General features: G+C 51.8%; 23 protein-coding genes. 13 read left to right on the forward strand and 10 right to left on the reverse strand.

All coding sequences use genetic code 11. From position 1 onward, the window contains the following. Positions 1-10 precede the first annotated feature (10 nt). The gene (locus BW972_RS14155; RefSeq protein WP_076422606.1) at positions 11-703 is read right to left on the reverse strand and encodes a glycosyltransferase family 2 protein; all 693 of its coding nucleotides are present in this window, start codon (positions 701-703) and stop codon (positions 11-13) included. Between the two features lie 135 nt (positions 704-838). On the opposite strand from BW972_RS14155, the gene BW972_RS14160 reads away from it, so the two are divergent. After that, the gene (locus tag BW972_RS14160) at positions 839-1,327 is read left to right on the forward strand and encodes a peroxiredoxin (RefSeq protein WP_007658458.1); all 489 of its coding nucleotides are present in this window, start codon (positions 839-841) and stop codon (positions 1,325-1,327) included. Between the two features lie 77 nt (positions 1,328-1,404). Here the strand turns inward: BW972_RS14160 and BW972_RS14165 are convergent, their stop codons facing one another. From BW972_RS14165 to BW972_RS14185, 5 genes are all read right to left on the reverse strand, one after another. After that, entirely contained in the window at positions 1,405-1,986 is a 582-nt protein-coding gene (locus BW972_RS14165) for a hypothetical protein (protein ID WP_143732092.1), read from the reverse strand. A gap of 147 nt (positions 1,987-2,133) precedes the next feature. Then, positions 2,134-2,709, reverse strand: coding sequence for a hypothetical protein (locus tag BW972_RS14170; RefSeq protein WP_143732094.1), 576 nt, complete (start codon positions 2,707-2,709; stop codon positions 2,134-2,136). A gap of 143 nt (positions 2,710-2,852) precedes the next feature. Further along, a complete protein-coding gene (locus BW972_RS14175; protein WP_007658453.1) occupies positions 2,853-3,092 on the reverse strand; it encodes a hypothetical protein in 240 nt (79 codons plus the stop codon). Positions 3,093-3,302: 210 nt separating this feature from the next. Further along, entirely contained in the window at positions 3,303-6,929 is a 3,627-nt protein-coding gene (locus BW972_RS14180) for a T9SS-dependent M36 family metallopeptidase (protein WP_076422607.1), read from the reverse strand. 507 nt (positions 6,930-7,436) lie between these two features. Continuing rightward, a complete protein-coding gene (locus BW972_RS14185) occupies positions 7,437-8,795 on the reverse strand; it encodes a neutral/alkaline non-lysosomal ceramidase N-terminal domain-containing protein (protein WP_076422608.1) in 1,359 nt (452 codons plus the stop codon). 239 nt (positions 8,796-9,034) lie between these two features. Between BW972_RS14185 and BW972_RS14190 the strand changes: the two genes are divergently transcribed. Both BW972_RS14190 and BW972_RS14195 read left to right on the forward strand, forming a co-directional pair. After that, positions 9,035-11,287, forward strand: a complete 2,253-nt coding sequence (locus BW972_RS14190) for a Tex family protein (protein WP_007658447.1) — start codon at positions 9,035-9,037, stop codon at positions 11,285-11,287. Positions 11,288-11,512: 225 nt separating this feature from the next. After that, positions 11,513-12,154, forward strand: a complete 642-nt coding sequence (locus BW972_RS14195) for a porin family protein (protein ID WP_007658445.1) — start codon at positions 11,513-11,515, stop codon at positions 12,152-12,154. A 141-nt stretch (positions 12,155-12,295) separates the two neighbouring features. Here BW972_RS14195 and BW972_RS14200 read toward each other — a convergent pair whose 3' ends face one another. Continuing rightward, positions 12,296-13,642 carry a PKD domain-containing protein gene (locus BW972_RS14200; RefSeq protein WP_076422609.1) on the reverse strand — a complete coding sequence of 449 codons (1,347 nt, stop codon included), beginning with the start codon at positions 13,640-13,642 and terminating at the stop codon, positions 12,296-12,298. A 298-nt stretch (positions 13,643-13,940) separates the two neighbouring features. On the opposite strand from BW972_RS14200, the gene BW972_RS14205 reads away from it, so the two are divergent. Further along, positions 13,941-14,690 carry a YgaP-like transmembrane domain gene (locus BW972_RS14205; protein ID WP_007658441.1) on the forward strand — a complete coding sequence of 250 codons (750 nt, stop codon included), beginning with the start codon at positions 13,941-13,943 and terminating at the stop codon, positions 14,688-14,690. A 186-nt stretch (positions 14,691-14,876) separates the two neighbouring features. Then, positions 14,877-15,488, forward strand: a complete 612-nt coding sequence (locus BW972_RS14210; protein WP_234986390.1) for a hypothetical protein — start codon at positions 14,877-14,879, stop codon at positions 15,486-15,488. 2 nt (positions 15,489-15,490) lie between these two features. Here the strand turns inward: BW972_RS14210 and BW972_RS14215 are convergent, their stop codons facing one another. After that, on the reverse strand, positions 15,491-16,906 hold the full coding sequence (locus tag BW972_RS14215) for a high affinity choline transporter 1 (RefSeq protein WP_007658437.1): 1,416 nt from the start codon (positions 16,904-16,906) through the stop codon (positions 15,491-15,493). A 175-nt stretch (positions 16,907-17,081) separates the two neighbouring features. Between BW972_RS14215 and BW972_RS14220 the strand changes: the two genes are divergently transcribed. The 8 genes from BW972_RS14220 to BW972_RS14255 all read left to right on the forward strand — a co-directional run bounded on the left by BW972_RS14220 (position 17,082) and on the right by BW972_RS14255 (position 23,536). Beyond that, positions 17,082-17,999, forward strand: coding sequence for a M48 family metalloprotease (locus BW972_RS14220; RefSeq protein WP_234986391.1), 918 nt, complete (start codon positions 17,082-17,084; stop codon positions 17,997-17,999). A 104-nt stretch (positions 18,000-18,103) separates the two neighbouring features. Beyond that, a complete protein-coding gene (locus BW972_RS14225) occupies positions 18,104-18,826 on the forward strand; it encodes a head GIN domain-containing protein (protein WP_076422610.1) in 723 nt (240 codons plus the stop codon). A gap of 14 nt (positions 18,827-18,840) precedes the next feature. Beyond that, positions 18,841-19,431: a hypothetical protein gene (locus BW972_RS14230; protein ID WP_076422611.1), complete on the forward strand. Its 591-nt coding sequence runs from the start codon at positions 18,841-18,843 to the stop codon at positions 19,429-19,431. A 215-nt stretch (positions 19,432-19,646) separates the two neighbouring features. After that, positions 19,647-19,856, forward strand: coding sequence for a hypothetical protein (locus BW972_RS14235; RefSeq protein WP_076422612.1), 210 nt, complete (start codon positions 19,647-19,649; stop codon positions 19,854-19,856). A gap of 55 nt (positions 19,857-19,911) precedes the next feature. Next, complete coding sequence (locus BW972_RS14240; RefSeq protein ID WP_076422613.1) at positions 19,912-20,832, forward strand: M28 family peptidase; 921 nt, start codon at positions 19,912-19,914, stop codon at positions 20,830-20,832. Positions 20,833-21,074: 242 nt separating this feature from the next. Then, positions 21,075-21,812 carry an outer membrane beta-barrel protein gene (locus BW972_RS14245; RefSeq protein ID WP_234986392.1) on the forward strand — a complete coding sequence of 246 codons (738 nt, stop codon included), beginning with the start codon at positions 21,075-21,077 and terminating at the stop codon, positions 21,810-21,812. Between the two features lie 129 nt (positions 21,813-21,941). After that, complete coding sequence (locus BW972_RS14250) at positions 21,942-22,961, forward strand: SDR family NAD(P)-dependent oxidoreductase (RefSeq protein ID WP_076422614.1); 1,020 nt, start codon at positions 21,942-21,944, stop codon at positions 22,959-22,961. 23 nt (positions 22,962-22,984) lie between these two features. Next, positions 22,985-23,536 carry an NUDIX domain-containing protein gene (locus BW972_RS14255; RefSeq protein ID WP_234986393.1) on the forward strand — a complete coding sequence of 184 codons (552 nt, stop codon included), beginning with the start codon at positions 22,985-22,987 and terminating at the stop codon, positions 23,534-23,536. A gap of 74 nt (positions 23,537-23,610) precedes the next feature. Here BW972_RS14255 and msrA read toward each other — a convergent pair whose 3' ends face one another. After that, positions 23,611-24,153 carry a peptide-methionine (S)-S-oxide reductase MsrA gene (msrA, locus tag BW972_RS14260; protein WP_076422615.1) on the reverse strand — a complete coding sequence of 181 codons (543 nt, stop codon included), beginning with the start codon at positions 24,151-24,153 and terminating at the stop codon, positions 23,611-23,613. A gap of 111 nt (positions 24,154-24,264) precedes the next feature. Continuing rightward, entirely contained in the window at positions 24,265-24,963 is a 699-nt protein-coding gene (locus tag BW972_RS14265; protein WP_076422616.1) for a hypothetical protein, read from the reverse strand. Between the last annotated feature and the right edge of the window lie 61 nt (positions 24,964-25,024).

Below are 25,024 nucleotides of genomic sequence, written 5' to 3' on the forward strand. Positions count from 1 at the left end.
CTGGTTAAGGCTACAGGAGCTTAAATATAGTCAATATAATCTTATACCCTGCCAGCACCGAGCCCTTCACCGTACCCGATACTTTCGAAACGCCGATGCGCTTGCGGTAGTTTACAGGCACTTCTGCATACCTTACCTTTTGCTTCGCAGCCCGCGCCTGCATTTCCACGGTCCAGCCGTAGTTGCGGTCGCGCATGCCCAGCTGCTGCAGCGTACTGAAGCGGATGGCCCGGAAAGGTCCCAGGTCGGTATACCTGACGCCATAAAGCCAGCGCAGCAGGGTAGTGGCCAGCCAGTTGCCGAAGATCTGCTGCGGCATGAGGGCACCTGCTTCCCGCTGCCCCAGCACCCGCGAGCCGATCACCAGATCTGCTTTCCCGTCCAGAATAGGCTGTATTACCTGCGGCAGTTCGCCGGGGTAGTCGGAGTAGTCGCCGTCAAGGAACACAATAATGTCGGGCTGCTCCTGAGTGGGCTTGTTGGCGGTGTAGGCTATACCAGTGAGGCAGGCATTGCCGTAACCGGGCCGGGGCTCGTGGAGCACCGTGGCGCCGGCGGCCCGGGCAACTTCGGAGGTGCTGTCCGAGGAGTTATTGTTCACCACGATCACTTCCTGTACCAGTTCGGCAGGTATGTCGCTGATTACGTGTGTAATAGATTTTTCTTCGTTGTAGGCGGGGATGATGACGCTGATTCGGGGCATACTGCAAATTTGTGCAAAAAATATATGCTAAACTATTGAAGGTCAGGTATGGCTTTTGTAGTAAGAAGTGTATTAACTTTGCAAATTGAACCTTCCGGTATCGGAAAGGTTTTTAGAGAGTAGCTTTTTTAAATTATGAGTAGAGAAGTAGTTAAGATTGGAGATAAAGCCCCTGATTTTGAATTGCAGCGATTGGATGGAGGGTTTTTCCGACTTTACGAGTTGTTGAAGAAGAAAAACGTGGTGCTGTACTTCTATCCGAAGGACAGTTCCGCTGATTGCACCAAGCAAGCCTGTGAGTTCAGGGATCACTACGATACCTTCCAGGATCTGGAAACGGAGATTGTGTGCATCAGCTACGACAAGGCCGACGCCCACAAACGCTTTGAGCGGGTGTACCGTCTGCCTTTTACCCTGCTAAGCGACTGTGACGCTCAGATCCGGAACCTGTACGGGGTGCCGCGTAAGTTCGGTATCATGCCGGGCCGCGCCATCTACGTGATCGACAAGAAAGGGGAAGTGCAGTATGTGTTCAACTCGCTGTCCAAGCCAGCTGAGCACGTGCAGCAGGTACTGGACGTATTGGACGACATAAACCATGACAGTGTAGCCCAGTACGCCTAAGTTATTTGTATCACTTGAATAAAGCCAAAAGGCCCGGTGTTGTTCGCACCGGGCCTTTTGCATGTTCTTTTTTGGGGCTAGAATATCAGTTCCAGCTTTTTGTCATTGTAAAACTCCACGCTCAGGAAGCCGCGCTCCTTGGTGAACAGGATGCGCTTGACGTTTGTCGCTTTGCTTGCGTCGTTGTTTATCACTTCATACACATCGGTATACAGCACATCGTTTACCTCAACAGATGGGTAGGTGGGCTGGCCCGGGTTCAGTTTATACTCGCCGCGTCCATTCACTGCTACCGACACCTCCAAGCTGTTTTCACGCTTCAGGAAATAAGTAGCAATGCCCGGGCTAGCGTTCGTGTTCGTGTTGCTTCTGGTAATATCCTCCATCACGCTGTAAGCCTGCACATCAAAGTGGCCGATGCAATTGTCGGAGATGTTGTAGCCTTCGCCCGGTACCTGCTCCGCTATCAGCGCTGTGTTGGCGTACGTCACGGTGTCACCTGTTTCGTTCAGAAAACGGATGGTGTCATTTCGATCATACACAAGCCATTCCACATCCTTTTCGTCAAATTGAGTTGTGGTGGTGTCACAGTCTTTGCAAGAGGTAAAGAGCAGTGTTGCCAGCATGAATACGCCTAGAAGTTTAATACTGTGTGTCATTAGGGTGAAAATTAGTAGTAAAGGTAAATGTTTAATTGTCGCATATCAGGTATAGCTATACCTAATGGTAAGAGTCGTTTTGGAGGCAAAGCGTTGCAAGCAGTGCAAAAATAATTGTTATAACTTAGCTGGTAAGGCGAGCAGGGCTTAAGGTGCGTAACGGGTAAAGGTGCGGCCATTAAAATAAGCCACCTGCAGAAAGCCAAACTCGCGATTGAACAGGATACGGCGCACGCCGGTAGCCGTACTATCCGGATTTGTCAGGTCGAACACATCCTGGTAAGTTACGCCGCCAACGGGAAGGGTGGCGTGGTCAGGCGTGTTTACATCCGGTATGCGAAGCTCGGCCCTGCCGGCTACTACCAGGCTCACACGGATAGAATCAGGCATGCGCACGGCTACTACTGTCAGAGCCGGAAAGCGGCGGTTGTTGTGCTGCATGACGCTGGTGCGGCGGGTATAGTACTGCTCAATGCACACATCGGCCGGGCCAAATCCGTCGCCAGGTATAGGGTCGGAGTTAACCCGTGTGTTCAGAAACACGCGAATTGTATCCGGTGTGTTACTGTCAACCATGAGGAGGCTGTCCCGGGCATTGTACACGGTCCAGCTGCTATCGCCATTTTCAAACTGCGCTACTGTTGTCTCGCAGTCGTTGCAGGAGCTAAGCCAGAGAGAGGCGCCGAACAAGGACAGGTATAGTAGTAAGCGAATTGACTTCATAGGTTCATTGGCTATACTGCAAATTAACGAACTTAATCTGTTTGATAGTCTATAAAACGCAGATTAGTGAATGGGGATGGGCAAAAATGAAAGCAGCCGGGCAAATACCCGGCTGCTTTCCAAGTTAAATCACATTTAAAATATTATTCCTGAACCCTTACCCATACAGGCTCCGGTTTGAGAGCTGGTCTGAACACCAGCCAAAGTATTACACCCAGCAGGGTACCCGTCATGAAAGCCGGAACTACTACCAGCCATCCCATCACACCGCGGCTTTCCGCATCATGGTAGGTCCATACCAGCATAAAAATCACCAGGAAAGAGTAAACGGCAAAGGTTAAGAAAAAGAGTAAACTAGCTATATCAGGCAAAAACGTTTCCATTATCAAAGATTTAAGTATCACATAAAGAGGAACATAGCCCCTACATTATTTTAAACCTGAAAAGCTATGGATTTGTTTATAACTATTCTAATACAATGATATGAATATGGGTGATATGGAAATGGTATATTGTATTTATTCTTGCGGTCAGGTATAAAAAGAGAAAAGCCACCCCCATAGAGGGATGGCTTTTGCTCGGGGTTTATAAAGTTATTTTCTGATGATCACCTTGTGGGTACTGCTCTTGTCACCACTCTGAACCGTGAAATAATAGATGCCATTTGTCAGATCCTCCAGCGGTATAGTTGCTCCGCTTCCTGCGTCTTCAGCTGAAATCTCGTGTTGTGCCACCTGCTGCCCTAAGGCATTGGCAACCGTGATCAGCACAGGGCCTATTGCATTCTCGGCCAGTTTCAGACTGATTCTATTCTGGGCTGGGTTCGGGAACAGGATCTCCCGTGTTTCGGCAGCTTTGGCTGTGAGCACACTGCTCTGCGACAGACTGCCTGCTTTAAGCACGAGCGTTTCGGTGGTCGCGTTGGCATCTCCTCCGAATCGGGAGGTAACGTAGGCGGTGCTGCTCACCACAGTCGGATTCGACACAATGTCCACGTCATCCACATACCAGCCGGTGGCGCCTGTGAGCACGTCGGAGCCCATGCGGAAACGGATCAGTACGTTTTGTCCTTTGTAACTGCTCAGGTCCACAATGGTCTGGATGTATCCGTCGCTGTTGCCCGTAAAGGCTGGCCCGCTGATAGTAGAGGCGTTGAGCAACGGAATTTCCCCGTTATAGCCGTTCTGTATCATTTTGCTGCCGAGGTTGCTCCAGGTGAGGCCTCTGTTTGTGCTGATCTCAACTATACCACCGTCGAAGCCGTCTTCGGTTGCAAAACTATGCCAGAAGCGCAGCAGCGCATTTTCACCGACCGTTACCGGCTGCGCAGTGGTGAGGTACTGGTCGCTAAAGGCGTCCGGATCCACGGCAAACCAGGAGCTCGTGCCGCTATTCGGATTCTTCGTGCTTAGCTGCCAGTCACTCAGGCCAATACCGCGGGCTGTCTTCCACTTGCCAGTGCCGCTTTCCATGTCGTCGTGGAAGTACACGGTCGTGCCGGTGCCTTTGTTCACGCGTACCTTGAAGGTACGCTCCAGGGTCTCGCCCTGCGCCATCTTCACCGATTTGAAAGTGACTACACCTTTTGTCAGCTTAGGAGCTTCTGTGCCTGACTCCTGTACAAACACAGTACCCTCTGGCAGCGGGTTAGTGATAGACACATTGTTTACAGAACCAGCTGTTTCATTTGTCACGGTGATCTTGTAGGTCAGTTCTTCGCCGTCAGTTACCGGAGAAGGTGTGGCTTGCAGTTTTATGGCAAACTGAGGCTCGCAAGACGGTGGCATGTCAAAAGCCTCGGTACCGTCGGTGAGGTCGTTGTTGCTGCCCTGGGTGGCGCTGTAGCCGAGGCCGCGCTTGGCGAAAGCACGCCAGATGTGGCACTGATTGGCGCCGCCGTTGTTGATGCGGTCAGCTGCCAGGATGGCGTCACGGGCATCGATGAAACCGGGGCTGCAAGGTTGCAGTTTCAGGCCGTCCATGACCAGCTGCAGGGCAATGTTGTTACCGCCTTTGCCATTGTGCAGGTCTGGGTCGTAGCCATATTCCTCGATCAGGTTCCAGGTCATATCCCAAAGCATCGTCGCCCAAATGAAGCCCACACCGTGCGGCACAGAGATCTCCGGGTTGGCGATCATCTTATAGGTATAAGGGTTGATGCCCATGTCGGTGCTGTAAGGGGCGGGGCGGATACCATTTCCATCGGTCCCCTCTGAGAGCACATAGGTGCCGATGCCTCGACGCTGCGTACCGGTGTCACCATCCCGCATGGTCATGATCAGTCCAAAGAAGTCGCTCCAGCCTTCGCCGCCCTGTTCAGCACCTGACAGACACTGCGTGCTCGGGCCACCGGTGAGGCGGGTAGAGATGCCGTGGCCATACTCGTGGGCGATGATGCCGTTGTCGAGGTCACCGTCACGCATCGGAGGTACGCCGCCTTCCAGTCGCAGGGCGCCGGTCAGGCCTTGGGCCAGGGCAGTTTTCAGTTTATCGCCGTCAGCTTTGCTGATCATGATAGCAGGTATGAGTACAAGCGCACCAGTTTCATCACCGCCCATCGACATGGCCGGACCGTCTATGTTGTTCACAACGATAACTCCCGTGGCTCCCGAAGCCTGTGCATTGAGCGCCTTGGAGATGAAAGAACAGTCGCCGCGGTCTACTATGGCAATATTACCAGTGATTTCCGCCTGGTTGTTGAATGGCAAAGGAACAGAGCCAGCCGGCAGCTCAGGAGCACCGTTGCAGCCATTTGCCGGGTCAGCCATCACAATCTTGCCGGATACGCCCTTTTCATCAATCGCCGGACCAAAGGCCGCCTGCACCCCGGTATAAGAGCCCGCAACTGAGGAAGGGGCTGTGATATGGAGCAGTTTGGCAGGTACGGAAGAAGTCCACAAGTACATCTGCATGCGGCCAGGAACGCCGTCCTGCAGCGTCAGGAAATTGGCGTTGTTAGTACCGCCGCCATCCTGTGCCTCCGCCATCACGGCGTCAAGCCCAGCGCCTTCACCTGTGAAGTTCTTTTGCTGAAAGTTGCCGCTGGCCTCGTCAAAACCATAGAGGTAAAAAAGGTCATGGATGATGTTGTTCCAGTAAAACAGATTAGTAGTGGCTGCCTTTACATAGGTGTCCGGCTCTTTGGAGAGGTCCAGCGGAAAGTCGAAGTTGAGGTCGAAGCCACCGTCCGGACTGGTACCGGCATTGGCGCCGAGGCGGTCTTCGTAGGCGTGCACGTTGTTGCCTTTCGTGATGGTGTATGTCAGCAGGCCGTCGTTGTGCCAGCCAAGCGGAGACGCAAGCGGATTTTCCTTGCCCGTTACCAGGGTTCTGTCGCCGTGGCTTGGTGTCTCGAAGGGTGCATCGTATATGCGATAGGTACCGCTGGAGGCAACTGCCGCTGCTGCCACACTACGTGGAGCAAAAGCCTGGGTATAGAAGTCCTGCTGTGCTTTCAGGCGTTCCGCTTTCGTCGCCACGCGACCTTGTCTGTTCTGCTGCACAATGGCCATTTTCTGATGCGGGTCATCGGTTACCACAGGCAGACCCCAATTATCGTGGATAACCAGGTCCTGCTGTTTCAGCACCTGCCCGGTGGCAGCGTCAATGCGCATGTTCCAGTAGTGCTGGGCATCTGTGTTGTAGATGTCCACTTCCCAGGCCAGGCGCACATCGCCGTTCGGCATCGGCTGGTATACCAGTTTGGCAGGTATGGGCTCCAGCGAAATGCCTCCATCGGTCAGCACCACGGCCTTGGCGGCGGCAGGCAGCTTCTGTGTAGGAGCCTTTCGTTCTTTAAGTTTAATGGTTTGCTTGGGTGTGAGCTTGAGAGCCGCTGCTGCTGCATTGGCGGCCCGTTCAGGAGATAGGGCTGCTGCATTTCCTTTGATGGCACCGCGCAGATTCGGTATAAAGCGGTTGCCCATGTTGATCACATTGCCCTCACGGTCGATGTTGATATTGATATTTGCATCCACCACCTCTATGCCCTGATGACGCTGGCGGAGGTAAATGTGCGTGATGCCGTTGTGCTTGGACGTATACTGGTCGGTTACTACATAGTCGGAGAGGTCGGCGGCATTGAGCTTGTAGTCCGCTTTGGTCTGGTCGATGTGCCGCAGGGCGACGTCGAGGGGAGACTGGGCACGTACATTGCCCGAAGCCAATAACAGAATCAATCCCAACAGGTACAGGGGATTGCACGTTAATTTTAGTTTCATAGAGGAGAGTTTAGAATTAGAAATGCTACATAAGGTATTTTTTACTAGGTGTTGTAGATCAGATGCTGGTATCGTGCTTTGTATTATATAAGTATGGGTGACCTGTCCGGAGCAGGAAGGCACCAGAAGGTATTTTCCTGCTTTTCGCTGACATTGATGCATTTACGATGCCGGATACTATCTGGATTTGTGCGTCATAACATCGTTGTACAGCTGATTGCATGCCTTTTTGCACCTTTTGGGGATTCTGTCTGGAGAGTTTGAGAGACAGTATGGAACTGACAGTTCTGAAAGTGTTTTGAATGTTATGAAGGGCAAAAGTGAAGGAATAAGAAGTCGGGAGGGGATAACCTTACAAAGGTATTACGGCTAAGTATTGTATTATTTTATATTGCCGGATTGGGTATAAAAAATATGAAATAGGATATAATCTATCTATAAACTGCTGCTATAAAACTGAAATATTGGACTAAAATTCTTTGAAAGAAATTTAAACATTTTTGCAAACTAGTTGTTGCGTCCGTCATTTGGCTGATAACTGCGCATTATTTTTTCCATAATCTCCGTCAGATAGCTTCCGCTTTGGGGACCGTAAAAGTTCATGGAGCGGGTTTCGTATTTCTTTAAATGGTAATGCCGGTCAGGTGTTATATAGCCGATGTACCCGCCATTGAACCCGGTCACGACCACAGGCCGACCTTGCTGCTCCAGTTCAGGTATAAGCTCACCCGAATAGTCAGCCGGCACACCAAGCAGCACAACTTCGCCCAGCTGCATACTATTAATATAGGTGGGGTATTTGCCGAACAACCCATTAAACAGGAAAGGAGCAAACCGGTAGTTGGTGTTAAGGCGCCACTGTGGCCTGGGCAGCAGGAGGGGGTGTCTTCCATAACCGAGCGGGACAGTGGATTTAAGCTCAACTGCCGGCAGCTTCTCCATTATGGCAACTGCCAGCTGCTGTCCGACGGCGGCTGTGCTCTCATAGGTGTCGCCGTGGGGTGCCACTACGGCCTGACTGCCAACCGCACCCGCTGCAAAAGCAGCAAAGTCCACACTTTTTTCCAGTTGGTCTACCAACTCTCCCGGATAGTCTCGTGAAAGCACTGGGTCCATAGAGGGCAGGATGGTGGGGTGCGCTGCGAAAGTGGCCAGCACGGCTGTTTTACCGGAAGTTTGCTCTATTTTGAAAAAACGAATGGTCGTGTCTCTCCCCGCCAGAGAGCCAGTCAGGCGGTTGCGAACCAGATGAGGGGCATAGGCAATGCCGTAGCCGATTTGGGCGGGTTGCTTGTTCTGTCTGGCCAGTTGTATGCTCTGCACTATATGGGCGGTCGTCTGCTGCACCAATTGCCTGCTATACCTGCCAGCCATTAGTCTACCCACCAGTTTCTGTCCCCAGCCTCCGAAACTGGTATGCGTATGGGTGGCGCTCAGGTATACCTGTCCGGGGCTGAGTCCCAGCGCGGCATACTCCTTCTCCAACGCGTCAGCCACCGTCATCGGGGCAATGAGCATATCCAGGGCCACAAAAATGACCTCTGCACTCCCGTTGTCAAACGCAAAGGTGCGAACCCACACCGAATCGTGCACTGTGCTATACCTGAGCCCTTTGCGTTTACCGTAGCCAGCCAGTGGACTGCCCACAGGAGGGGTGATATTCACTTTGGCCCAGCCCGCCTGCAGCGAGTCACCCTCCCTGGCAACCGGAGGCTGTTCATCAAGCGCCTGCAAGGTATGGCGGTAGTAATCGGTCTTTGCGTAGGGGGTATGGTCAATGCGCTGCACCACACAGCTCTGCATCGAGCAAAGCAGCAGGCTGAGCAGCGCAAACAAGCTGATCGTATCGTGTTTCAGGAATCTCAAGCTTACGAAGGTATAAAAATATTAAGCAAACAGTGCGACAGCCTTTTAAGAGCAGCGGTTAATTTACAGGCCTGAGATGTTTCGCTTTCTGGCAATATCGTTTAAATTTGACGTTCCTTAAGCAAGAAGGTATACCCCGAAACAGGGGAAAATGTGCGGGCGAATCATGCAGGGCTTAGTTTATACCTTTCGCTGCGCTTTTCCCGCCTGAAAGTTTAGATTACTCTTTACCCAAATACATGGAATTAAACGTTGACCATTTAATCAAGATTGCCACCGAGCTCTCCATCACCATCAAGCAGGTGGAAGCCACGGCAACCTTGCTCGATGAAGGTGCCACGGTACCTTTCATCTCCCGTTACCGAAAAGAGGCCACCGGCTCGCTTGACGAAGTGCAGGTAGCTGCCGTGCGCGACCGCCTGGAGCAGTTGCGCGAGCTCGACAAGCGCCGCGAAAGCATCCTGAAATCCATACGCGACCAGGAGAAGCTCACGCCGGAGCTGGAGGCGCAGATCATGGCTGCCGAAACCATGGCCGTGCTCGAGGACATCTACCTGCCCTACAAGCCGAAACGCCGCACCCGTGCCACCATCGCCCGTGAAAAAGGACTGGAGCCGCTGGCACAGCGCATTTTTGAACAGGAGAACATCGATGTGGCTGCGGAAGCTGCCAACTTCATCTCAGAAGAAAAAGAGGTGAAAGACGCCGAAGAGGCATTGGCCGGCGCCCGCGACATCATGGCAGAGTGGATGAACGAGAATGCCGAGGCCCGTGCCACCATGCGCCAACTTTTTGAGAAGAAGGGCACCTTCAAGAGCCGCGTGATGATGGGCAAGGAAGAGGAAGGCCAGAAGTTCAAGGACTATTTCGAGTGGGAAGAGCCGATCGAGAAAGCGCCTTCGCACCGCATCCTGGCCATGCGCCGCGGCGAAACCGAAATGGTACTGTTGCTAAGTGCGCAACCAGACGAAGAAGAAGCACTTGACAAACTCGAGCGCATGTTCGTGAAAGGCAACAATGCCGCTTCGGAGCAGGTGAAGCTGGCCGCCAAGGATTGCTACAAACGCATGCTCAAGTTAAGCATGGAAACCGAAGTGCGTCTATCGTCGAAAAAGCGTGCTGACGAAGAGGCGATCCGCGTGTTTGCCGATAACCTGCGCCAACTGTTGCTTTCATCGCCGCTTGGTCAGAAAACCGTACTGGCGCTCGACCCGGGTTTTAGAACCGGTGTGAAGTCAGTGGTACTCGACAAGCAGGGCAAGCTGTTGCACAACGAAACGATCTACCCGCACACGGGACAGCACAAGGAAAGTGAAGCGGCACAGGCCGTTAGGTATATGGTCACCCGATTTGAGGTAGAGGCCGTTGCCATTGGTAACGGTACCGCCAGCCGCGAGACGGAGGCTTTTGTGAAGAGCCTGAAGCTGCCGGCTTCAGTACAGGTGGTGATGGTGAATGAAAGCGGTGCCTCCATCTATTCTGCCTCAGACGTAGCCCGTGAAGAATTCCCGGATCAGGATGTGACCGTACGCGGTGCCGTTTCTATTGGTCGTCGTTTGATGGACCCACTGGCTGAACTGGTGAAGATCGATCCGAAGTCGATCGGCGTTGGCCAGTACCAGCACGATGTGGACCAGACCGCTCTGAAGCACTCGCTGGATGACGTAGTGATGAGCTGCGTGAACGCCGTGGGCGTGGAAGTGAACACTGCCAGCAAGCAACTACTGACGTATGTTTCCGGTTTAGGCCCTTCTCTGGCGCAGAACATCGTGGAATACAGAAACCAAAACGGACCATTCCGTACGCGTACTGAACTCAAGAAAGTACCGCGTCTGGGCGATAAGGCTTTTGAGCAGGCGGCGGGTTTCTTAAGAATCCGTGATGCTAAAAATCCACTGGACGCCTCTGCTGTTCACCCGGAAAGCTACCCGATTGTGGAGCAGATGGCAAAGGACCTGGGTGTGACCGTGCAGGACCTGATGCAAAAAGAAGAGCTGCGCAAGCAGATCAACCTGAAAAACTACGTAACCGACACAGTTGGTCTGCCAACGCTGCAGGACATCCTGAGCGAACTGGCCAAGCCTGGCCGTGACCCGCGCCAGACCTTTGAGGCATTCAGCTTCACAGAAGGCGTGAACGAGATGAAAGACCTGCGTGAAGGCATGAAGCTACCTGGTCTTGTGACAAACATCACGGCTTTCGGCGCCTTTGTGGACATAGGAGTGCACCAGGATGGACTCGTGCACGTGAGCCACCTGTCGGACCGCTTCGTGAGCAACCCGCATGATGTGGTGAAGGTGGGGCAGAAGGTAGATGTGACCGTACTGGAGGTGGATGTGCCGCGCAAGCGCATCTCCCTGAGCATGAAAGGCGATCCGGCTGCAGCCCGCCCAGCAGGCGGTGGCGGCAAAAAAGGTGGTGCTAAGCGCGAAGAGGAGCCAGCCAATGATTTTGCGGCAAAGCTGGCCATGCTGAAAGGCAAATTTAAATAAGCCATACCTGAACTAAGTATTGAAATTGAGTATAGAGGTAGCCCCAGCGATCAGCCGGGGCTACTTTTTTTTATGATCCATTCTATTTCCTATCATTTGAAAGTCAGGGGAAAAGGACAGAGAGGAGAGAGTTCAGAAGAAATGATTTTATATAGGTCTAGCTGTATATTTTGAAACATGAATATTTATAATGTGATTTGCGCATATTTTAAACCAACGTTTTTTATGAAAATCAAATTTTTACTCACGCTGCTGTTTGCTGTAGGTATGGCATTTACATCAATGGCACAATCTGTTTCTTTCGGTCCTCGTGTAGGTGCCACCTTCTCAAAAATCAGCTTGTCAGATGGAGATGGGAACGAACTGGAGGATGAACTGAAGTACACGCCAGGTTTGCAGGTAGGTGTAGTTGCTAATTTTAATGTAAGCGAGTTGCTGTCCATTCAGCCAGAACTTCTTTTTGTTCAGAAAGGCTACAAACTTGGCGACAGTGATACCCACATTAAGGGTACCAGTAACTATATAGAGGTGCCTGTTTTAGCTAAGATTACATTTGGCTCTGAACAAGTAAAAGGCTTTGTAACAGGTGGACCAACTGTAGGCTATCTAGCCAGCGGCAAAATGTCGATGAAGTATGACGGTACAAAGGCAAGTGATAGCTACGAGTTTGAGGACGAAGACAACAGAATGGAACTGGGCGCAAGCTTTGGCGTGGGCTTAGGCTACAATCTGGGTGCGGGAGCCCTTAACCTGGACGTACGCTACGGATTGGGTCTGACCAGCCTGTATGAAGTAGAATCCGGCGAAAGCAAATCCAGAAACCGTGTGCTGGGTGTTTCTGTAGCTTATCTTTTCGGAGGTAAATAAGCTGAAATAAGTTTAGAGCAAAGAGGGAGCCTCACACGGGGCTCCCTCTTTTTTTTTATAAGTGATCCTTAGCAGCAAAAGAAATTCAGACGACCAGACCGGCTCACGATGTGCACGCCAGCCAGGTCAGCAAAATGCACTTTAAAGGACGGATAGTCTGTGCGTGAACGACGCTCCCATAAACTGAATCCGGACATAGTAAATGCCCCGGCCAAAATCACTCAGGTCCAGCTGCAGATTGCGTGACGTACTGGAAAAGGTGTGCTGGATAATGGGACGCCCCATCGCATTGTGCACCGAAAGGTGTACCGGAAAAGGGAACGGTGGGAAACTGATGGTAAACCGGCCATCTGTGCTTGGGTTAGGATATATTTTGATTGGTCCCACATAAATGGGCCTGCCTACAGGTTTTTTGTCTTCCGCCACCTGCACCGTCATGCGCTGCATGGCCATCATCCCGTTTTCGTTCGAAGCCCTCAGGGTGATCATGTAGGTTCCCGGTTGGCTGTAGGTATGGCTCGGGGACGTTGCATTGCTCACGCTACCGTCTCCAAAGGTCCAGTAATAGAGCCAGGCGCCTCTGGTTTCGTTGGTCAGGTTAACCGTAAGGCCTTTCGTCGAACTACGGAAACTGACTAGCGGTGCCTCTCCGGTGACTGGCAGGTTGACAATGGGGGAGTCGTAGATCTGACGGAGTGAAAGGCCCTGATAGAAAAAGGGATTACTCCAAAGTGCGGTGCGTTCCACCGTAAGAAGTCCCCAGGGGCTTTCAGAATCAGGTGCTTTGTCAGGGTAACTCCAATGCGTCTGCATGATACTGTGATAAGCAACGGCGCGTGTGCTTTCGTGGTCGTAGGGGTGAGGCAGACCAAAGGCATGGCCTAACTCGTGGGCCATAGTGCCGTGTGGTACGCAGGGCCACATCAGACCTGTCGGGTCAGTAGGGCAGATCCCAAAATCATTGAACTCCGGGAAATTCTCCACCGCGGTGATGGCCACGCCGCAATAGCCATTACAAGACTGGGCTCCTCCTCCCAATCCTTCAGGCCGACCTGATTTGATCCACAGGCTCACTACAAAACCCGGTTCCCAGATCGGATGCCCCAGTTGTTCCATCTCTGCCAACAGCAGGCCCCACCAGTCCTCCCGGTAATAGCTGGTGCTCTCCTTCGCCTGGTAAAACAGGACGGTGTCTGCATAGGCAAAGGTATAGGTAAGGCCGCCGGTGTTCACCTGAAACCAAGCCTGTATCTCCCGGGTGGCTTTCTTTATCGCGTCGTATTCAGCTTGGCTGTAGGTTTCGTCACTTGCCACGACATAGTATACCGCCACTTTGTTCTCAGTCAATGCCGCCTGTACCTGTGCGGTGCTCTGGGCAGTCGGAGCGGGTTGCCGCTGGCAGTCTGCCAGCTGATTATTGCGCTGGGCCTGTGCAGGAATGAAAAATTGAAATAGAAACAGGATGGTGATAAGTAATGATGTTTTCATTAGAGAAGAAGTAAAAGCTTGGAATACAGCTGTAACAGGAGAGGACAATGCCATAGCACTGATCAGGAAGCAGATCTCTGGTAAGATCCTATGAGGAGGGGTATATAAGGTATACGTTTATGGGATGTTTAATTTAAGGATAAGATATAACTTTCAGTGTATGATAATATTAGGAGTGTGGAGGGCCATATTTGTGTGACGAGATACATACCAAACCAGAGGGGAGCACAAGCACAGCAACTATAATAGCCCTAAAGCACGTATCCATTAAAACGGAATAGAACAAAACAAATAAACTATGGATACATACAAACCTAATTACTCCAAAATGCTTCACACGGAGCATATTTTTCCGCCTGCTTCCGGGTCGAGCCACATCAATGTGAGCCGGCCGGAGCGTGTACTCTCGGCAGTGGGTGGAGCGGCACTTGCACTTGTGGGGCTGCGACAGTCAGGAACTGCCGGTTTGCTGTCCACGCTGGCGGGAGGCCTGCTGCTTTTCAGAGGCTTTACCGGTTACTGCCCTATGAACCAAATGATTGGCCGTGATACTGCTGAAAACGAAGATATTTCAGTGGACATCATCAAGACCATCACAGTGCAGCGCCCACGTTCTGAGGTTTTCCAGTTCTGGCGCATGCTCGAGAACCTGCCTAAGTTCATGGAGCACCTGGAAAGCGTGCAGTCAAACGGTCCGCAGCGTTCGCATTGGGTAGCTAAGATCCCGGGTGGTGTCGGCACCATTGAATGGGATGCGGATATCATCAATGAGAAAGAAAACGAACTGATCGCATGGCGCTCCCTGCCAAACTCGGAACTTGACAATGCAGGTGAGGTCCGTTTCTCTGATTCGCCTGATGCGCAGGGGACCATCGTGCAGGCAGTAATCTCTTACAGTCCACCTGCAGGGTCGGTGGGCGGACTGGCTGCGAAGATGCTCAACCCGATGCTTAAGAAAATGGTGGAGAATGATCTGCGTTACTTCAAGCGTTTTATGGAGACGGGTCAGGACGTGCACAAGCCTAAACAGCCGCTTGGAGCCAATTAGGATATAGCAACACTGAGTAAATCATAAGTAAAACCAGGTATAGCCTCGCTGCTATACCTGGTTTTTGTGTATAGATGATTTTATTTTCATCAACTTTACTAAATTAGTATTATAAAAGCTTCGTTTGAAACACTTTAGGCAACCGTGAGCGTTATCTGAAGCAGATAATATTTAGGACATCTTAGCATGAATAAGATATGGAGCATGGCCTTGCTGCTGATGCTGGCAATGGTCATCTATTCCTGTAAGCAGGCGCAGGATATAAAAGCCTTTACAGAAGCAAAGTACAGCCTGCAAAGCGTCCGGGACATAAAGCTCAACGGGATCGATGTAGAGCAGCGCATTCAGGAGCGCCGTGGCTTTTCGCACGAAGAACGGGACAGTCTGTTGGCTACCGTTACCAGTAACTCGCTGGAGTTTAGTTCTACGCTGGCCCTGCATGTCACCCTGCAGGAGCATAGCGAGGAAGCACGACACCTGACCATCACGCGCATGAAATGGCTGTTGGAAGTGGATGGCGAAGAGGCTTTGACAGGTGTTATCGAGGAAACCATGGAGTTGCAGGAGGGGCTGAACCTGCTGCCGATCGCGACGCCCGTAGGCTTGGTTTCGGATGGAGATTTGCCTAACTACACAGGTCTGTCCAGGTTGATCACTCTGCTGGGACAGCGTACGGATATACGGGAGCATGTGACGCTCAAGATAAAGCCGACGATCAAAACTCCGGTGGGAAACGTAGAGTCGCCCGCGTATATCACAGTGACCAAACCAACCGGGATAGTGGCTTTTTTTAAATAAGCCTATACCTGTTTTTTTATGGCCAATGGCTCAGCAGGTATAGGCTTTGCCCGCAGATGGGATATCAGTTGGCCGACAAGCAATCCGGCTACACTGGCACCCAGCCCATAGAGCATCGGGTTGACGGTGGTCTGTAGGTATAAGCAGAGCAACCAGCCGGCCATACCTGCGAGGATAGACGCATTGGCAGCCAGCGCAGAGGTGCGCTTCCAGTACAGACCTGCTACCAGGGGCACAAAGAGTGAGACCAGACTCAGAGCAGAGGACTCACTTACCAGTTCATAGATATTGCTGCGCAGCAGCGCCATTCCCAGCGAGACAGCCGCTACCACGAGCACACTGATGCGCGAGAGCAGCAGCATTTGCTTATCGCTGCGTTCGCCAAGTAGCGGGCGTAGCATGTTCTCACTCAGCACAGCTGCCGGAGCCAGTATGCCGCCGCTGGCGGTGCTGATGATCGCCGAGATCAGCGCTCCGAAGAAGAGCACCTTGATCAGCATGGAGTCCAGTCCCATGATCAGGCCGGGTACCAGTAGCTGGGCGTCCTCCTGTAGCAGTTCGGGATGCAGCGTGCGGGCATAGAGGGCCAGCAGCAGCGGCATGAACGCCACCGTCAGGTATAGCAGACCAGCGCCCAGCGAAGCAGCGACCGCCACTTTCTCCGACTTTGCCGACATTACTCTTTGGAACACATCCTGCTGCGGAATAGAACCAAGCCCGATCGTGATCCAGAGAGCAAAATAGTTGAGCCAGGTGGTTGGGCTGCGGTCAGGGGGCGTCATCCGGAAGAAGCCGTCGGGCAGGGTCGCCGTGATCTGCTCCAGCGGCATACGCTGCAGCAAAGTATAGGTGATGAAAATAAGTCCTCCGATGATCATCACGGTCTGCACAAAGTCCGTGATTGAAACTGACCACATACCGCCCATGTAGGTATAGCCAACCACGATCATACTGCCAATGATAATGCCGGCGGCTGTGGAAACCCCGAATACCTGGTTCATCACAATGCCCAGGGCGACCATCTGCGCCGCGATCCAGCCGAAATAGGAGATGACCATGAAGAAGGCTGCGATCTGCTCGGTGGTGCGGTTGTAGCGGATGCGATAGTAGTCGCCAATAGTGAGCAGGTTGAGGCGGTAGAGTTTTTTAGCGAAGAAGAGGCCGACCAGCACCAGGCAAAGCGCTGCGCCGAAAGGGTCTTCGATAACACCCAGCAGCCCGTGCGAGGCAAACTCCGAGGAAGCGCCGAGCAGTGTTTCGGAGCCAAACCAGGTGGCAAACACCACAGCTGTGGAAATATAGAAAGGCAGACTCCTGCCAGCCAGCAGGAAATCGCTGGTATTATGTACCCGTCTTGATGCCCAGAAGCCCACCCCCATGTTAAAGAGCAGGTAAAGGATCACAAAAATTAGCAGCATACTCCCAAATCAGTCAGGCAAAATTAGAAATAATTCGTGCAGCTGCCAAAATGCCCTTTTGGGAGGGTGAGACGCTCAAGTCTGGCAAAGTACTTGCATGGAAGGGTATACCAGCTTCCGCCCATTTTTCGTTTTGGATATGCTGTGTTCATCCATCTACAGAAAGGGAAACAATATGAATCGATTGAATAGAATAAGCCTGGCACTGCTGCTGGTCCTGACCCCGTTGCTGGCGGCAGTGGCAGAGACAGTGCCTGCTCCGGAGTCTTATGCCGCTACCAAAGCCGCACCCCGTGATGTGATTGGTGAGATCATCGACGTGATCGGGCTGAAGCCACGTTTTGAGGTGCGATCTGCCAACATCGAGAATGCCGCTGCCGTGATCTACAATGGGAAACGCTACATTCTCTATAATGAAAGCTTCCTGGCTGCCATCAACAATGCCGTACATACCGACTGGGCTGGCGTGAGCATCCTGGCGCACGAGATCGGCCATCACCTGAATGGTCATACTTTGTCGCGACAGGGCAGTAACCATGCTGATGAACTGGAGGCTGATGAGTTCTCCGGCTTTGTGTTGCGAAAGATGGGGGCTAGTCTGGAGGAGGCGCAGGCTGCCATGAAGGTATTGTCAGATGAAAGAAGCTCTGCCACGCATCCGGGCCGCAGCTACCGGTTGGCGGCTATCAGCAAAGGCTGGGGTAATGCCGATGCGCAGCTGCTGGCCAGTGCAAACGGCCAGCAGCGGGAGTCGCAGGCCATGGCCGGCAACAGCCAGCCGCCCCAGCAGGCAAGGGAGCAACTGCGACAGCAGCCAGTCAGAACCAACACAGCCTCACAGGGTCTGGACAACCGACTAGTGCTACGCAAAGTAGTGTTTAACAATGCGCCGGACGAGCAGTTTTTCCTGACTACAAGGTTGCAACTGGTGCACATGACCGAGCGTGGTGCCCGCATCATTGGCAAACTGGCCCGTACCAACAACCGCAATTACCCTTTCTACTTCGAGAGCGAATACCTGCAGGGTTTGTTCGTGACCGATAATGGGGTGCTGGTAAACCAGCGGGGACAACGAGTGGGGCATTTTAGCTAATTAATTAGTAATGGCCCCAAAATATTGAGCAGACGGAGCCGTCAGTTTTATGCAGCTGAAGCAGGAATAATTAACTTGCAACATTAATTAAGCTACATAAAACTATGAAATCTACTAATTTTACATGCCTGATGCTTTTGCTCATCCTGCCTGTTCTCTTGCTTGTTTCCTGCGGTGATGAAGTGGATTGTATCAGGGGAAGAGGAGATGTGGAGAGCCGGGATTTTAACCTGGATGTAGTCAACGGGCTGCGAGTGAACGGCGATACCCGTGTATTTGTTAGACGGGGAGCTACTCAGCGCATTGAAGTAAGAGCACAGCCTAACGTACTGGATGCGATCAATACGAATGTAGCCAACGGGGTGTGGGACCTCAGCTTTGACAGGTGCCTGCGCAGCCATAAGACCGTTGAAGTATACATGACCGTGCCGGAGCTGAGCAGTGCCGAAATGATTGGGTCGGGGCGGGTAGAGTTGCAGGATGAATTTGAAACTGACAACTTCCGGGCTGTGCTGGATGGATCAGGTTATCTCTGGATTAATGTATCAGCCACCAAAGTAAGCAGCAGGCTTACAGGTTCGGGGAAGATTGATCTGGTAGGTACGGCTGAAGTAGAAGAGATCAACCTCTCCGGCTCGGGAAGCATAAAATCTTTTGGTCTGAGCAGCGAGAATGCCGGTGTGGTATTGAGTGGCTCGGGCAGTGTGGAAGTACATGCCGCCAATGAATTGGCCGTTACGATCAGTGGAAGCGGTAATGTGTACTACCAGGGAAATCCGACTATTAATTCAAATATTTCAGGCTCAGGCAAAGTGATAAAGCGCTGAGCACAACAAAGCAAATGATCAAAAAAACAAATCTCTTAAGTTTCGCTCTGCTGCTAGGTATAGCCTTTTTCGCATTCTCATGCGGCACCAAGAGCGACGTGGATGCTTTTAAGGAAGCAAAGTATAGCTTGTCAGGTATAAATGAAGTAAAGCTCAATGGCGTGAACGTGCTGAACAAAAAGCGGCCGGAGGATTTCTCACTCGGAGAAGCAGCCCTGCTTTTTACGGCCTTCTCTGACAATAACCTGTCCGCCTACTCCAGTTTGGGACTGAATGTAGAGTTGGACGAAGCAAACCAGGAGCGCAGCATGACCGTGACCAAGCTGAAATGGCAGCTGCTGCTCGACGGCAAGCAAACGCTGAGCGGCATTGTGGACGAACCGGTGGAGCTCCGTCACGGACTCAATACCATCAACGTGCGCACTCCCATCCGGATAGCCGAGGAAAATGGCAGACCAGGGTATAACAACTTGCTGCGCCTGGTCACCATGCTCACCAAAACAGATGGCACCAGCCGACCGGATGTGGTACTTCAGATCAAGCCAACCATCCAGACATCTGTGGGACCAGTAGAAGTGCCTTCCTTTATCAATGTAAGAAACTAAAATACAATTAGTTGTGATAGTAAAACGGGCTGGTTTTTATACCGGCCCGTTTTATTTTCAGGCCTTTTTATGCGCTCTTGTAGCCCTTTGTGTAAGGATATGTAGTTTGTTTTAAAATTGTTGTAACATTTATAGTCAGTGAACGTATGTGGCACGCTCCTTGTTTAAATACCATCTGATAACCATTTGTAAGACCATTTAAAACAGGAACGAACATGGAATTCGACGTAATCGTAGCAAACGACTTGCAGGCACTTGTAACAAGAGTACAGGACTATGTAAAAACAGGATGGGTGCTGAAAGGTGAGGTGTTTGAAAAAGATGGAAGCTACACGCAGGAGGTAGAACGCCGTGTGGCTGATCAGCAGAAGAAAGCCACTGCACGCCAGAAAAGCTGGATCAACTGGCCTGTTGTGAACGGCTAATATATTTTGAGGGCGGGTTAGCGTATTTATGCTAATTTCGCCTAAAATAAAACTTATGAAACGCCGCCTATCCCTCACTTTTGTACTGATGTGTGCCCTGCAGCTGACTGCAGTCGCCCAGAAACAGGTGCTCGACCCACAACTCCTGTTGCGTGACGTGCAGGTACTGTCTGCCGACTCGATGTCAGGCCGGCTGAGCGGCACCGAAGGCAACCGGATGGCGCAGGATTATATAGAAAAGCGTTTCAACGAGATCGGACTACAACCCTATAACAATAGCTACCGCCATACCTTCCGCCTGGAGGGTAGGGGCATTGTAGTAGAAGAGGCCGTGAACCTGATCGGCTTTATACCTGGCAAAACGGACAAAGCCATTGTCCTGACCGCGCACTACGACCATGTGGGCGCACGCAAGGGCGAGATCTACAACGGAGCCGACGACAATGCGTCCGGGGTAGGAGCCTTGCTGGCAGCTGCCGCTTATTTCAAGACGAATAAACCCTACTATACCCTGGTCTTTGCCGCGCTTGATGGCGAAGAGCTGGGTCTGCAGGGCGCTAATGCCTTTCTGGAGAATCCGCCGCTTGCTCTGGACCTGATCCAGTTGAACGTGAACATGGACATGCTTAGCCTGAACCAGCAAGGTGAACTGTATGCCAGTGGCGCCTACCATTATCCGGTATTACTGCCGTTGTTGCAGCAGGTGAAGGCAAGACCTCAGGCCAGGCTACTGACAGGCCATGACCAACCTGAGCAAGGGCAGAATGACTGGACCAGGCAGTCTGATCATTATCAATTCCATAAACGCCAGATTCCTTTCATTTACTTTGGCGTAGAAGACCATCCGCACTACCACAAGCCCACGGATGACTTCGAAAACATCAATTCCACTTTTTATCCGGATGCGGCTGCGCTCGTAATCGATTTTGTTCAGTTACTGAACAAGAAGCGTCCGGCTCTCCGCACAACTAATTAATACCTTGGATCTTAAGTTTTGATAAACTAATTGTATCCAAGTAGGAAGGTATAGCACGTATTATAGTATGATGGCTATATTATAATGTATTCATAAAAATTAATGATCCTTTCTATTGGCCCTGCGTAGATAGGGGGAGCAGGCCCACCACAGCCAATACCTGGGCTGCATGCCACACAACACTTAAAGAGAAACCTGTCTGAAGCATGAGCAGGAGCAGATACGTCCTTCTATTACTATGTTTGATTACCCTTACAGTTTGCACTACCGCCCAGGCGCAGGATAGTGTCATACGCCGCATGGGGGTGAGTAAGATTCCGGAGCGCGGACTGGTCATACAGGCTGGTGCAGGTATAGCCGCTGTGAAAAGCGATATATGCGGCAGTTATGATTGTAATGATCTTGGTCCTGCTTTCAGCATTGGCGCCCTTTTCAAGTATAACCCCTTTTGGTCCATAAGTGGCGAAGTGGAGTACCTTAAACTAGGTGCCTCCGAGAAAACCTATCAGGATAATATCACTTTTGAATCAAGGGTGATCGAGGTGTCAGGCATGCTGGTTTACAACCTGATGGACAGCTACGCAGGATCCAATAACTACCGCTCTACCCGTAAGCGCTTTGCTGTGCCGTTTGTGAAAGGCGGGATTGGCTTTGTGTACTACACCCCAAGTTCTTACCCGACCAACCGTGCCCCGAACTCCGACATCACCTACGACCGATTAAGGTCATATCCAGCCATAGCCGGCGTAATTCCTTTTGGTGGGGGTATACGCTTCCGTTTCTCCGACCAGATCAGTATTGCACCAGAAGTAATGTACCAGATCACCACAACTGACTATCTTGATAATGTTACCCGGATAGAGAATACAAAAGATCACTACGGCGTGGTATCGGTCAAGCTGCTCTATACCCCGATGCCTAAAAATGAGGTGTTCACGAGCAAGCGACAAGGCATAAACCCTTTCAAAAAGAAAAAATAAGCAGCAGAAACAGCACTACACTTGCTGTTCCTGGTTCCCGAACCTACATACCCTGCCTTCCCGTAGACAAAAAAGCCAGATCAGCTGTATGTACGCTGCTTCCGGCTTTATTTGCTATACCTAACATCTATGAAAACAGAACAGAAGAGAAACCTGTGGTGGCTGGCAGCCGGAGCGGGAGCTTTGCTTGCAGCCCGAGCCATTAGCCGCAAACTGAATGCCTATAACTTCCGGAACAAAGTAGTGCTGATAACCGGTGGCGCCCGTGGGCTGGGCTTTGTGATGGCGCGGCAGCTGGCCAAAGAAGGGGCGCGACTGGTGCTGTGTTCACGCGACGAGATGCAACTGGAGGACGCACGCATGGAGCTGGCAGGCAACGGAGCTGATGTGATGGTGCTGCCCTGCGATGTGACCCAGCAAACCCAGGTGGAGCAGATGGTAGCACGGGTGCAGCAGGAGTTCGGCCCGATTGACGTGCTGATCAACAATGCCGGCATCATCACGGCGGGACCGCTGGAGGAGATGACTGTCGGGGACTTTGAGGAAGCCATGCAGACGCACTTCTGGGGACCACTTTATACCACGCTGGCCGTACTGCCTTCCATGAAGGAACGCGGTGCCGGCCGTATCTTGAATATCGCTTCAATCGGTGGCAAGTTGGGTGTGCCACACCTGGTCCCATATAGCGCCAGCAAGTTTGCGTTGGTCGGCTTATCGGAAGGCTTGCGTGCCGAACTGAAGCAGTATAACATTACGGTTACCTGTGCTTCGCCTGGTCTGATGCAGACGGGAAGCCCACGCCATGCGAACGTGAAGGGGCAGCATGAGGAGGAATATACCCTGTTTAAAATAGCCGACTCGAGTCCGCTGACCTCTATCAGTGCAGAGCGATCGGCCAAGTCGATTTTAGATGCCTGCCGACACGGGGATGCAGAAGTAGTGACGTCTATACCTGCCAAGATTGGCGCTTTTGTACACGGGTTGTCTCCGGAGACTACCACCGATATTTTTGCCGTGCTCAATCGTATGCTTCCCGGTCCTACCGGAGAACAGCGGGCCAAGAAAGGCTATGAAAGTGAGACTCCGCTTTCCATGTCTGGCCTGACGGAACGGACCCAGAAAGCGGCATTCCGGAACAATGAATTGTAACGATACACATTAACCTATACCTAATGGCAAGCTATACCCTGGCATTGCCTATATTCGCCCTTATGGAAATTAAAAAAAGAGAGACAGCCTACGATGGCTATTTCAAGATCTATAAACTGACAGTAACACAGAACGGCCATACCTTTACCCGGGAACAATTTGACAGAGGCACAGCGGTTGCTGCCTTGGTCTACGACACAGAAAAGCGGCGCTATATCCTGACCAGGCAGTATCGGGTAGGTTCAGAGTCGGACCTGGTGGAAGTGGTGGCAGGTATGGTAGACAAAGGCGAAAGCCCTGAAACCAGTATTGCCCGCGAAATAGAGGAAGAAATCGGTTACAGCGTGGACAATCTGACCCACCTGCACACCTTTTACTCTTCGCCGGGCGGCACGACTGAGAAAGTACTGCTATACTATGCCGAAGTATCGCACCAGCATGCAGACGGAGGTGGCAAGGAGGATGAGCACGAGGATATTGAACTGGTGAGCTATACCCGGGAAGAGCTTCTCAAAGAAAGCTTCGCTGATGCCAAGACCATCATCGCCCAACAATGGGTGCAGCTAAACAGCTAGTAGCGTTCTAAATAGCAGGTATAAAAAAACCTCAGCTACCTATAAGACGGCTGAGGCTTTTCTTTTGTACTTGACTACTTTCTGGCCTCAGGCTTGAGTTTGTCAGCAAACACTTTTCTAACCTTGTCCACTTTCGGCCTGATCACAAAACTGCAGTAAGGCTCATGCCCGTGGGTGTTGAAGTAGTTCTGATGATAGTCTTCGGCCGGGTAAAACTCCTGCAGCGGCTCGATTGTCGTCACGATCGGATCAATGAAGGCACCCGCTGCATCCAGTTCCTGCTTATACCTTTCGGCTTTCTCGCGCTGCTCGTCGTTGTGGTAGAGCACAATAGAGCGGTACTGTGTTCCGATATCATTGCCCTGCCTGTTCAGGGTAGTGGGATCATGGGTTTTCCAGAACACCTCCAGCAGTTCATCATAACTTATGATGGCAGGGTCGTAGGTGATCTGCAATACTTCTGCGTGTCCGGTGGTGCCAGAGGTTACCTGTTTGTAGGTTGGGTTTTCCATATGTCCGCCTGCATAGCCGGACTCCACTTTCTGCACGCCTGCCAGGTCCTGAAACACTGCTTCAGTACACCAGAAGCATCCTCCTCCAAATGTCGCTTTTTCCATGGTTTTTGCTTTTAATTTAGGTACAGGCAATCATGCCCAGGGCTATTGGCTATACCTGTGCAAAGGTATAAGGCCTAAACCACAAAGCCTCTAAATAGTTTTCCCAGGCCTCTAGTTACGCATATTGCGCATAGTGCTTTGGGCATCGGCGGCACCTTCCAGGGTCAGGTACTCTGCCTGCAGGGCTCTGATTTTGAGCTTGTCGCTGTTGGAAATCTGGTTTTCTACCTGCCGGCGACGCTGGTTCAGCTGTCCGTACACATTGTCCACGTAGTCCCAGTCGTGCTGGGTCCAGTTGCGGCGCTTGGCCCGTACCACGCCCATAAAGGTCAGGTATGCCTCCCGCATATCCTGGGGCGCTATGTTTTCAATGTTGTTGAACTCACGGAGCAGCTGCTCTTCCCACTGGTCCAGTTCAGAGCGATCGAGCGGGGTGTTCAGCCGGCGTTCCTGTCTGTTTTCCCAGCGTTCGTAGCGCTCTTTCAGTCGTGCGTACTCCGCTTTGGAGTCAGCTGAAAGACTGTCCAGGTTCTGCTCTATCTCAGCGGTGCGTCTTCTGAAGTCCTCCTTGATTTCAGGCATCTCGCGCTGTATGGCCGTGTCGCCACGCTCCACTTTCTCGTTCATCCAGCCGCGGAGTGACTCCAGCCGATCGCCCACGGTGCGGCCGGTTCGTTCTACACGGGCAGTGTCAGCGGGTACATCTACCGTTATTTCTTCTGTTTCCTGAGCGGTGCGGTTTCCTTCGCAGCTCCAGAGTAGTGAGACAGCCAGCAGGCCTAAAAGGTAAGTTGTTCTATTGTTAAGCATTTCTTTTTCACAGTTTTAGGGTTGGTGTAGTCAGGCGATGCCTATACTTGGCATAATACGC

This window comes from Pontibacter lucknowensis (genome assembly GCF_900156415.1).
GTDB classification, from domain to species: Bacteria; Bacteroidota; Bacteroidia; order Cytophagales; family Hymenobacteraceae; genus Pontibacter; species Pontibacter lucknowensis.

What these genes read in the sequence shown, in the direction of transcription:
- BW972_RS14170 (WP_143732094.1), bottom strand. Translation starts at nt 2,709, where the DNA reads ATGAAGTCAATTCGCTTACTACTATACCTGTCCTTGTTCGGCGCCTCT.
- BW972_RS14215 (WP_007658437.1), bottom strand. Translation starts at nt 16,906, where the DNA reads ATGCTGCTAATTTTTGTGATCCTTTACCTGCTCTTTAACATGGGGGTG.
- BW972_RS14220 (WP_234986391.1), top strand. Translation starts at nt 17,082, where the DNA reads ATGAATCGATTGAATAGAATAAGCCTGGCACTGCTGCTGGTCCTGACC.
- BW972_RS14255 (WP_234986393.1), top strand. Translation starts at nt 22,985, where the DNA reads ATGGCAAGCTATACCCTGGCATTGCCTATATTCGCCCTTATGGAAATT.
- BW972_RS14195 (WP_007658445.1), top strand. Translation starts at nt 11,513, where the DNA reads ATGAAAATCAAATTTTTACTCACGCTGCTGTTTGCTGTAGGTATGGCA.
- BW972_RS14180 (WP_076422607.1), bottom strand. Translation starts at nt 6,929, where the DNA reads ATGAAACTAAAATTAACGTGCAATCCCCTGTACCTGTTGGGATTGATT.
- BW972_RS14250 (WP_076422614.1), top strand. Translation starts at nt 21,942, where the DNA reads ATGAAAACAGAACAGAAGAGAAACCTGTGGTGGCTGGCAGCCGGAGCG.
- BW972_RS14205 (WP_007658441.1), top strand. Translation starts at nt 13,941, where the DNA reads ATGGATACATACAAACCTAATTACTCCAAAATGCTTCACACGGAGCAT.
- BW972_RS14165 (WP_143732092.1), bottom strand. Translation starts at nt 1,986, where the DNA reads ATGACACACAGTATTAAACTTCTAGGCGTATTCATGCTGGCAACACTG.
- BW972_RS14175 (WP_007658453.1), bottom strand. Translation starts at nt 3,092, where the DNA reads ATGGAAACGTTTTTGCCTGATATAGCTAGTTTACTCTTTTTCTTAACC.
- BW972_RS14155 (WP_076422606.1), bottom strand. Translation starts at nt 703, where the DNA reads ATGCCCCGAATCAGCGTCATCATCCCCGCCTACAACGAAGAAAAATCT.
- BW972_RS14225 (WP_076422610.1), top strand. Translation starts at nt 18,104, where the DNA reads ATGAAATCTACTAATTTTACATGCCTGATGCTTTTGCTCATCCTGCCT.
- BW972_RS14160 (WP_007658458.1), top strand. Translation starts at nt 839, where the DNA reads ATGAGTAGAGAAGTAGTTAAGATTGGAGATAAAGCCCCTGATTTTGAA.
- BW972_RS14230 (WP_076422611.1), top strand. Translation starts at nt 18,841, where the DNA reads ATGATCAAAAAAACAAATCTCTTAAGTTTCGCTCTGCTGCTAGGTATA.
- BW972_RS14200 (WP_076422609.1), bottom strand. Translation starts at nt 13,642, where the DNA reads ATGAAAACATCATTACTTATCACCATCCTGTTTCTATTTCAATTTTTC.
- BW972_RS14210 (WP_234986390.1), top strand. Translation starts at nt 14,877, where the DNA reads ATGAATAAGATATGGAGCATGGCCTTGCTGCTGATGCTGGCAATGGTC.
- BW972_RS14235 (WP_076422612.1), top strand. Translation starts at nt 19,647, where the DNA reads ATGGAATTCGACGTAATCGTAGCAAACGACTTGCAGGCACTTGTAACA.
- BW972_RS14265 (WP_076422616.1), bottom strand. Translation starts at nt 24,963, where the DNA reads ATGCTTAACAATAGAACAACTTACCTTTTAGGCCTGCTGGCTGTCTCA.
- BW972_RS14190 (WP_007658447.1), top strand. Translation starts at nt 9,035, where the DNA reads ATGGAATTAAACGTTGACCATTTAATCAAGATTGCCACCGAGCTCTCC.
- msrA (WP_076422615.1), bottom strand. Translation starts at nt 24,153, where the DNA reads ATGGAAAAAGCGACATTTGGAGGAGGATGCTTCTGGTGTACTGAAGCA.
- BW972_RS14240 (WP_076422613.1), top strand. Translation starts at nt 19,912, where the DNA reads ATGAAACGCCGCCTATCCCTCACTTTTGTACTGATGTGTGCCCTGCAG.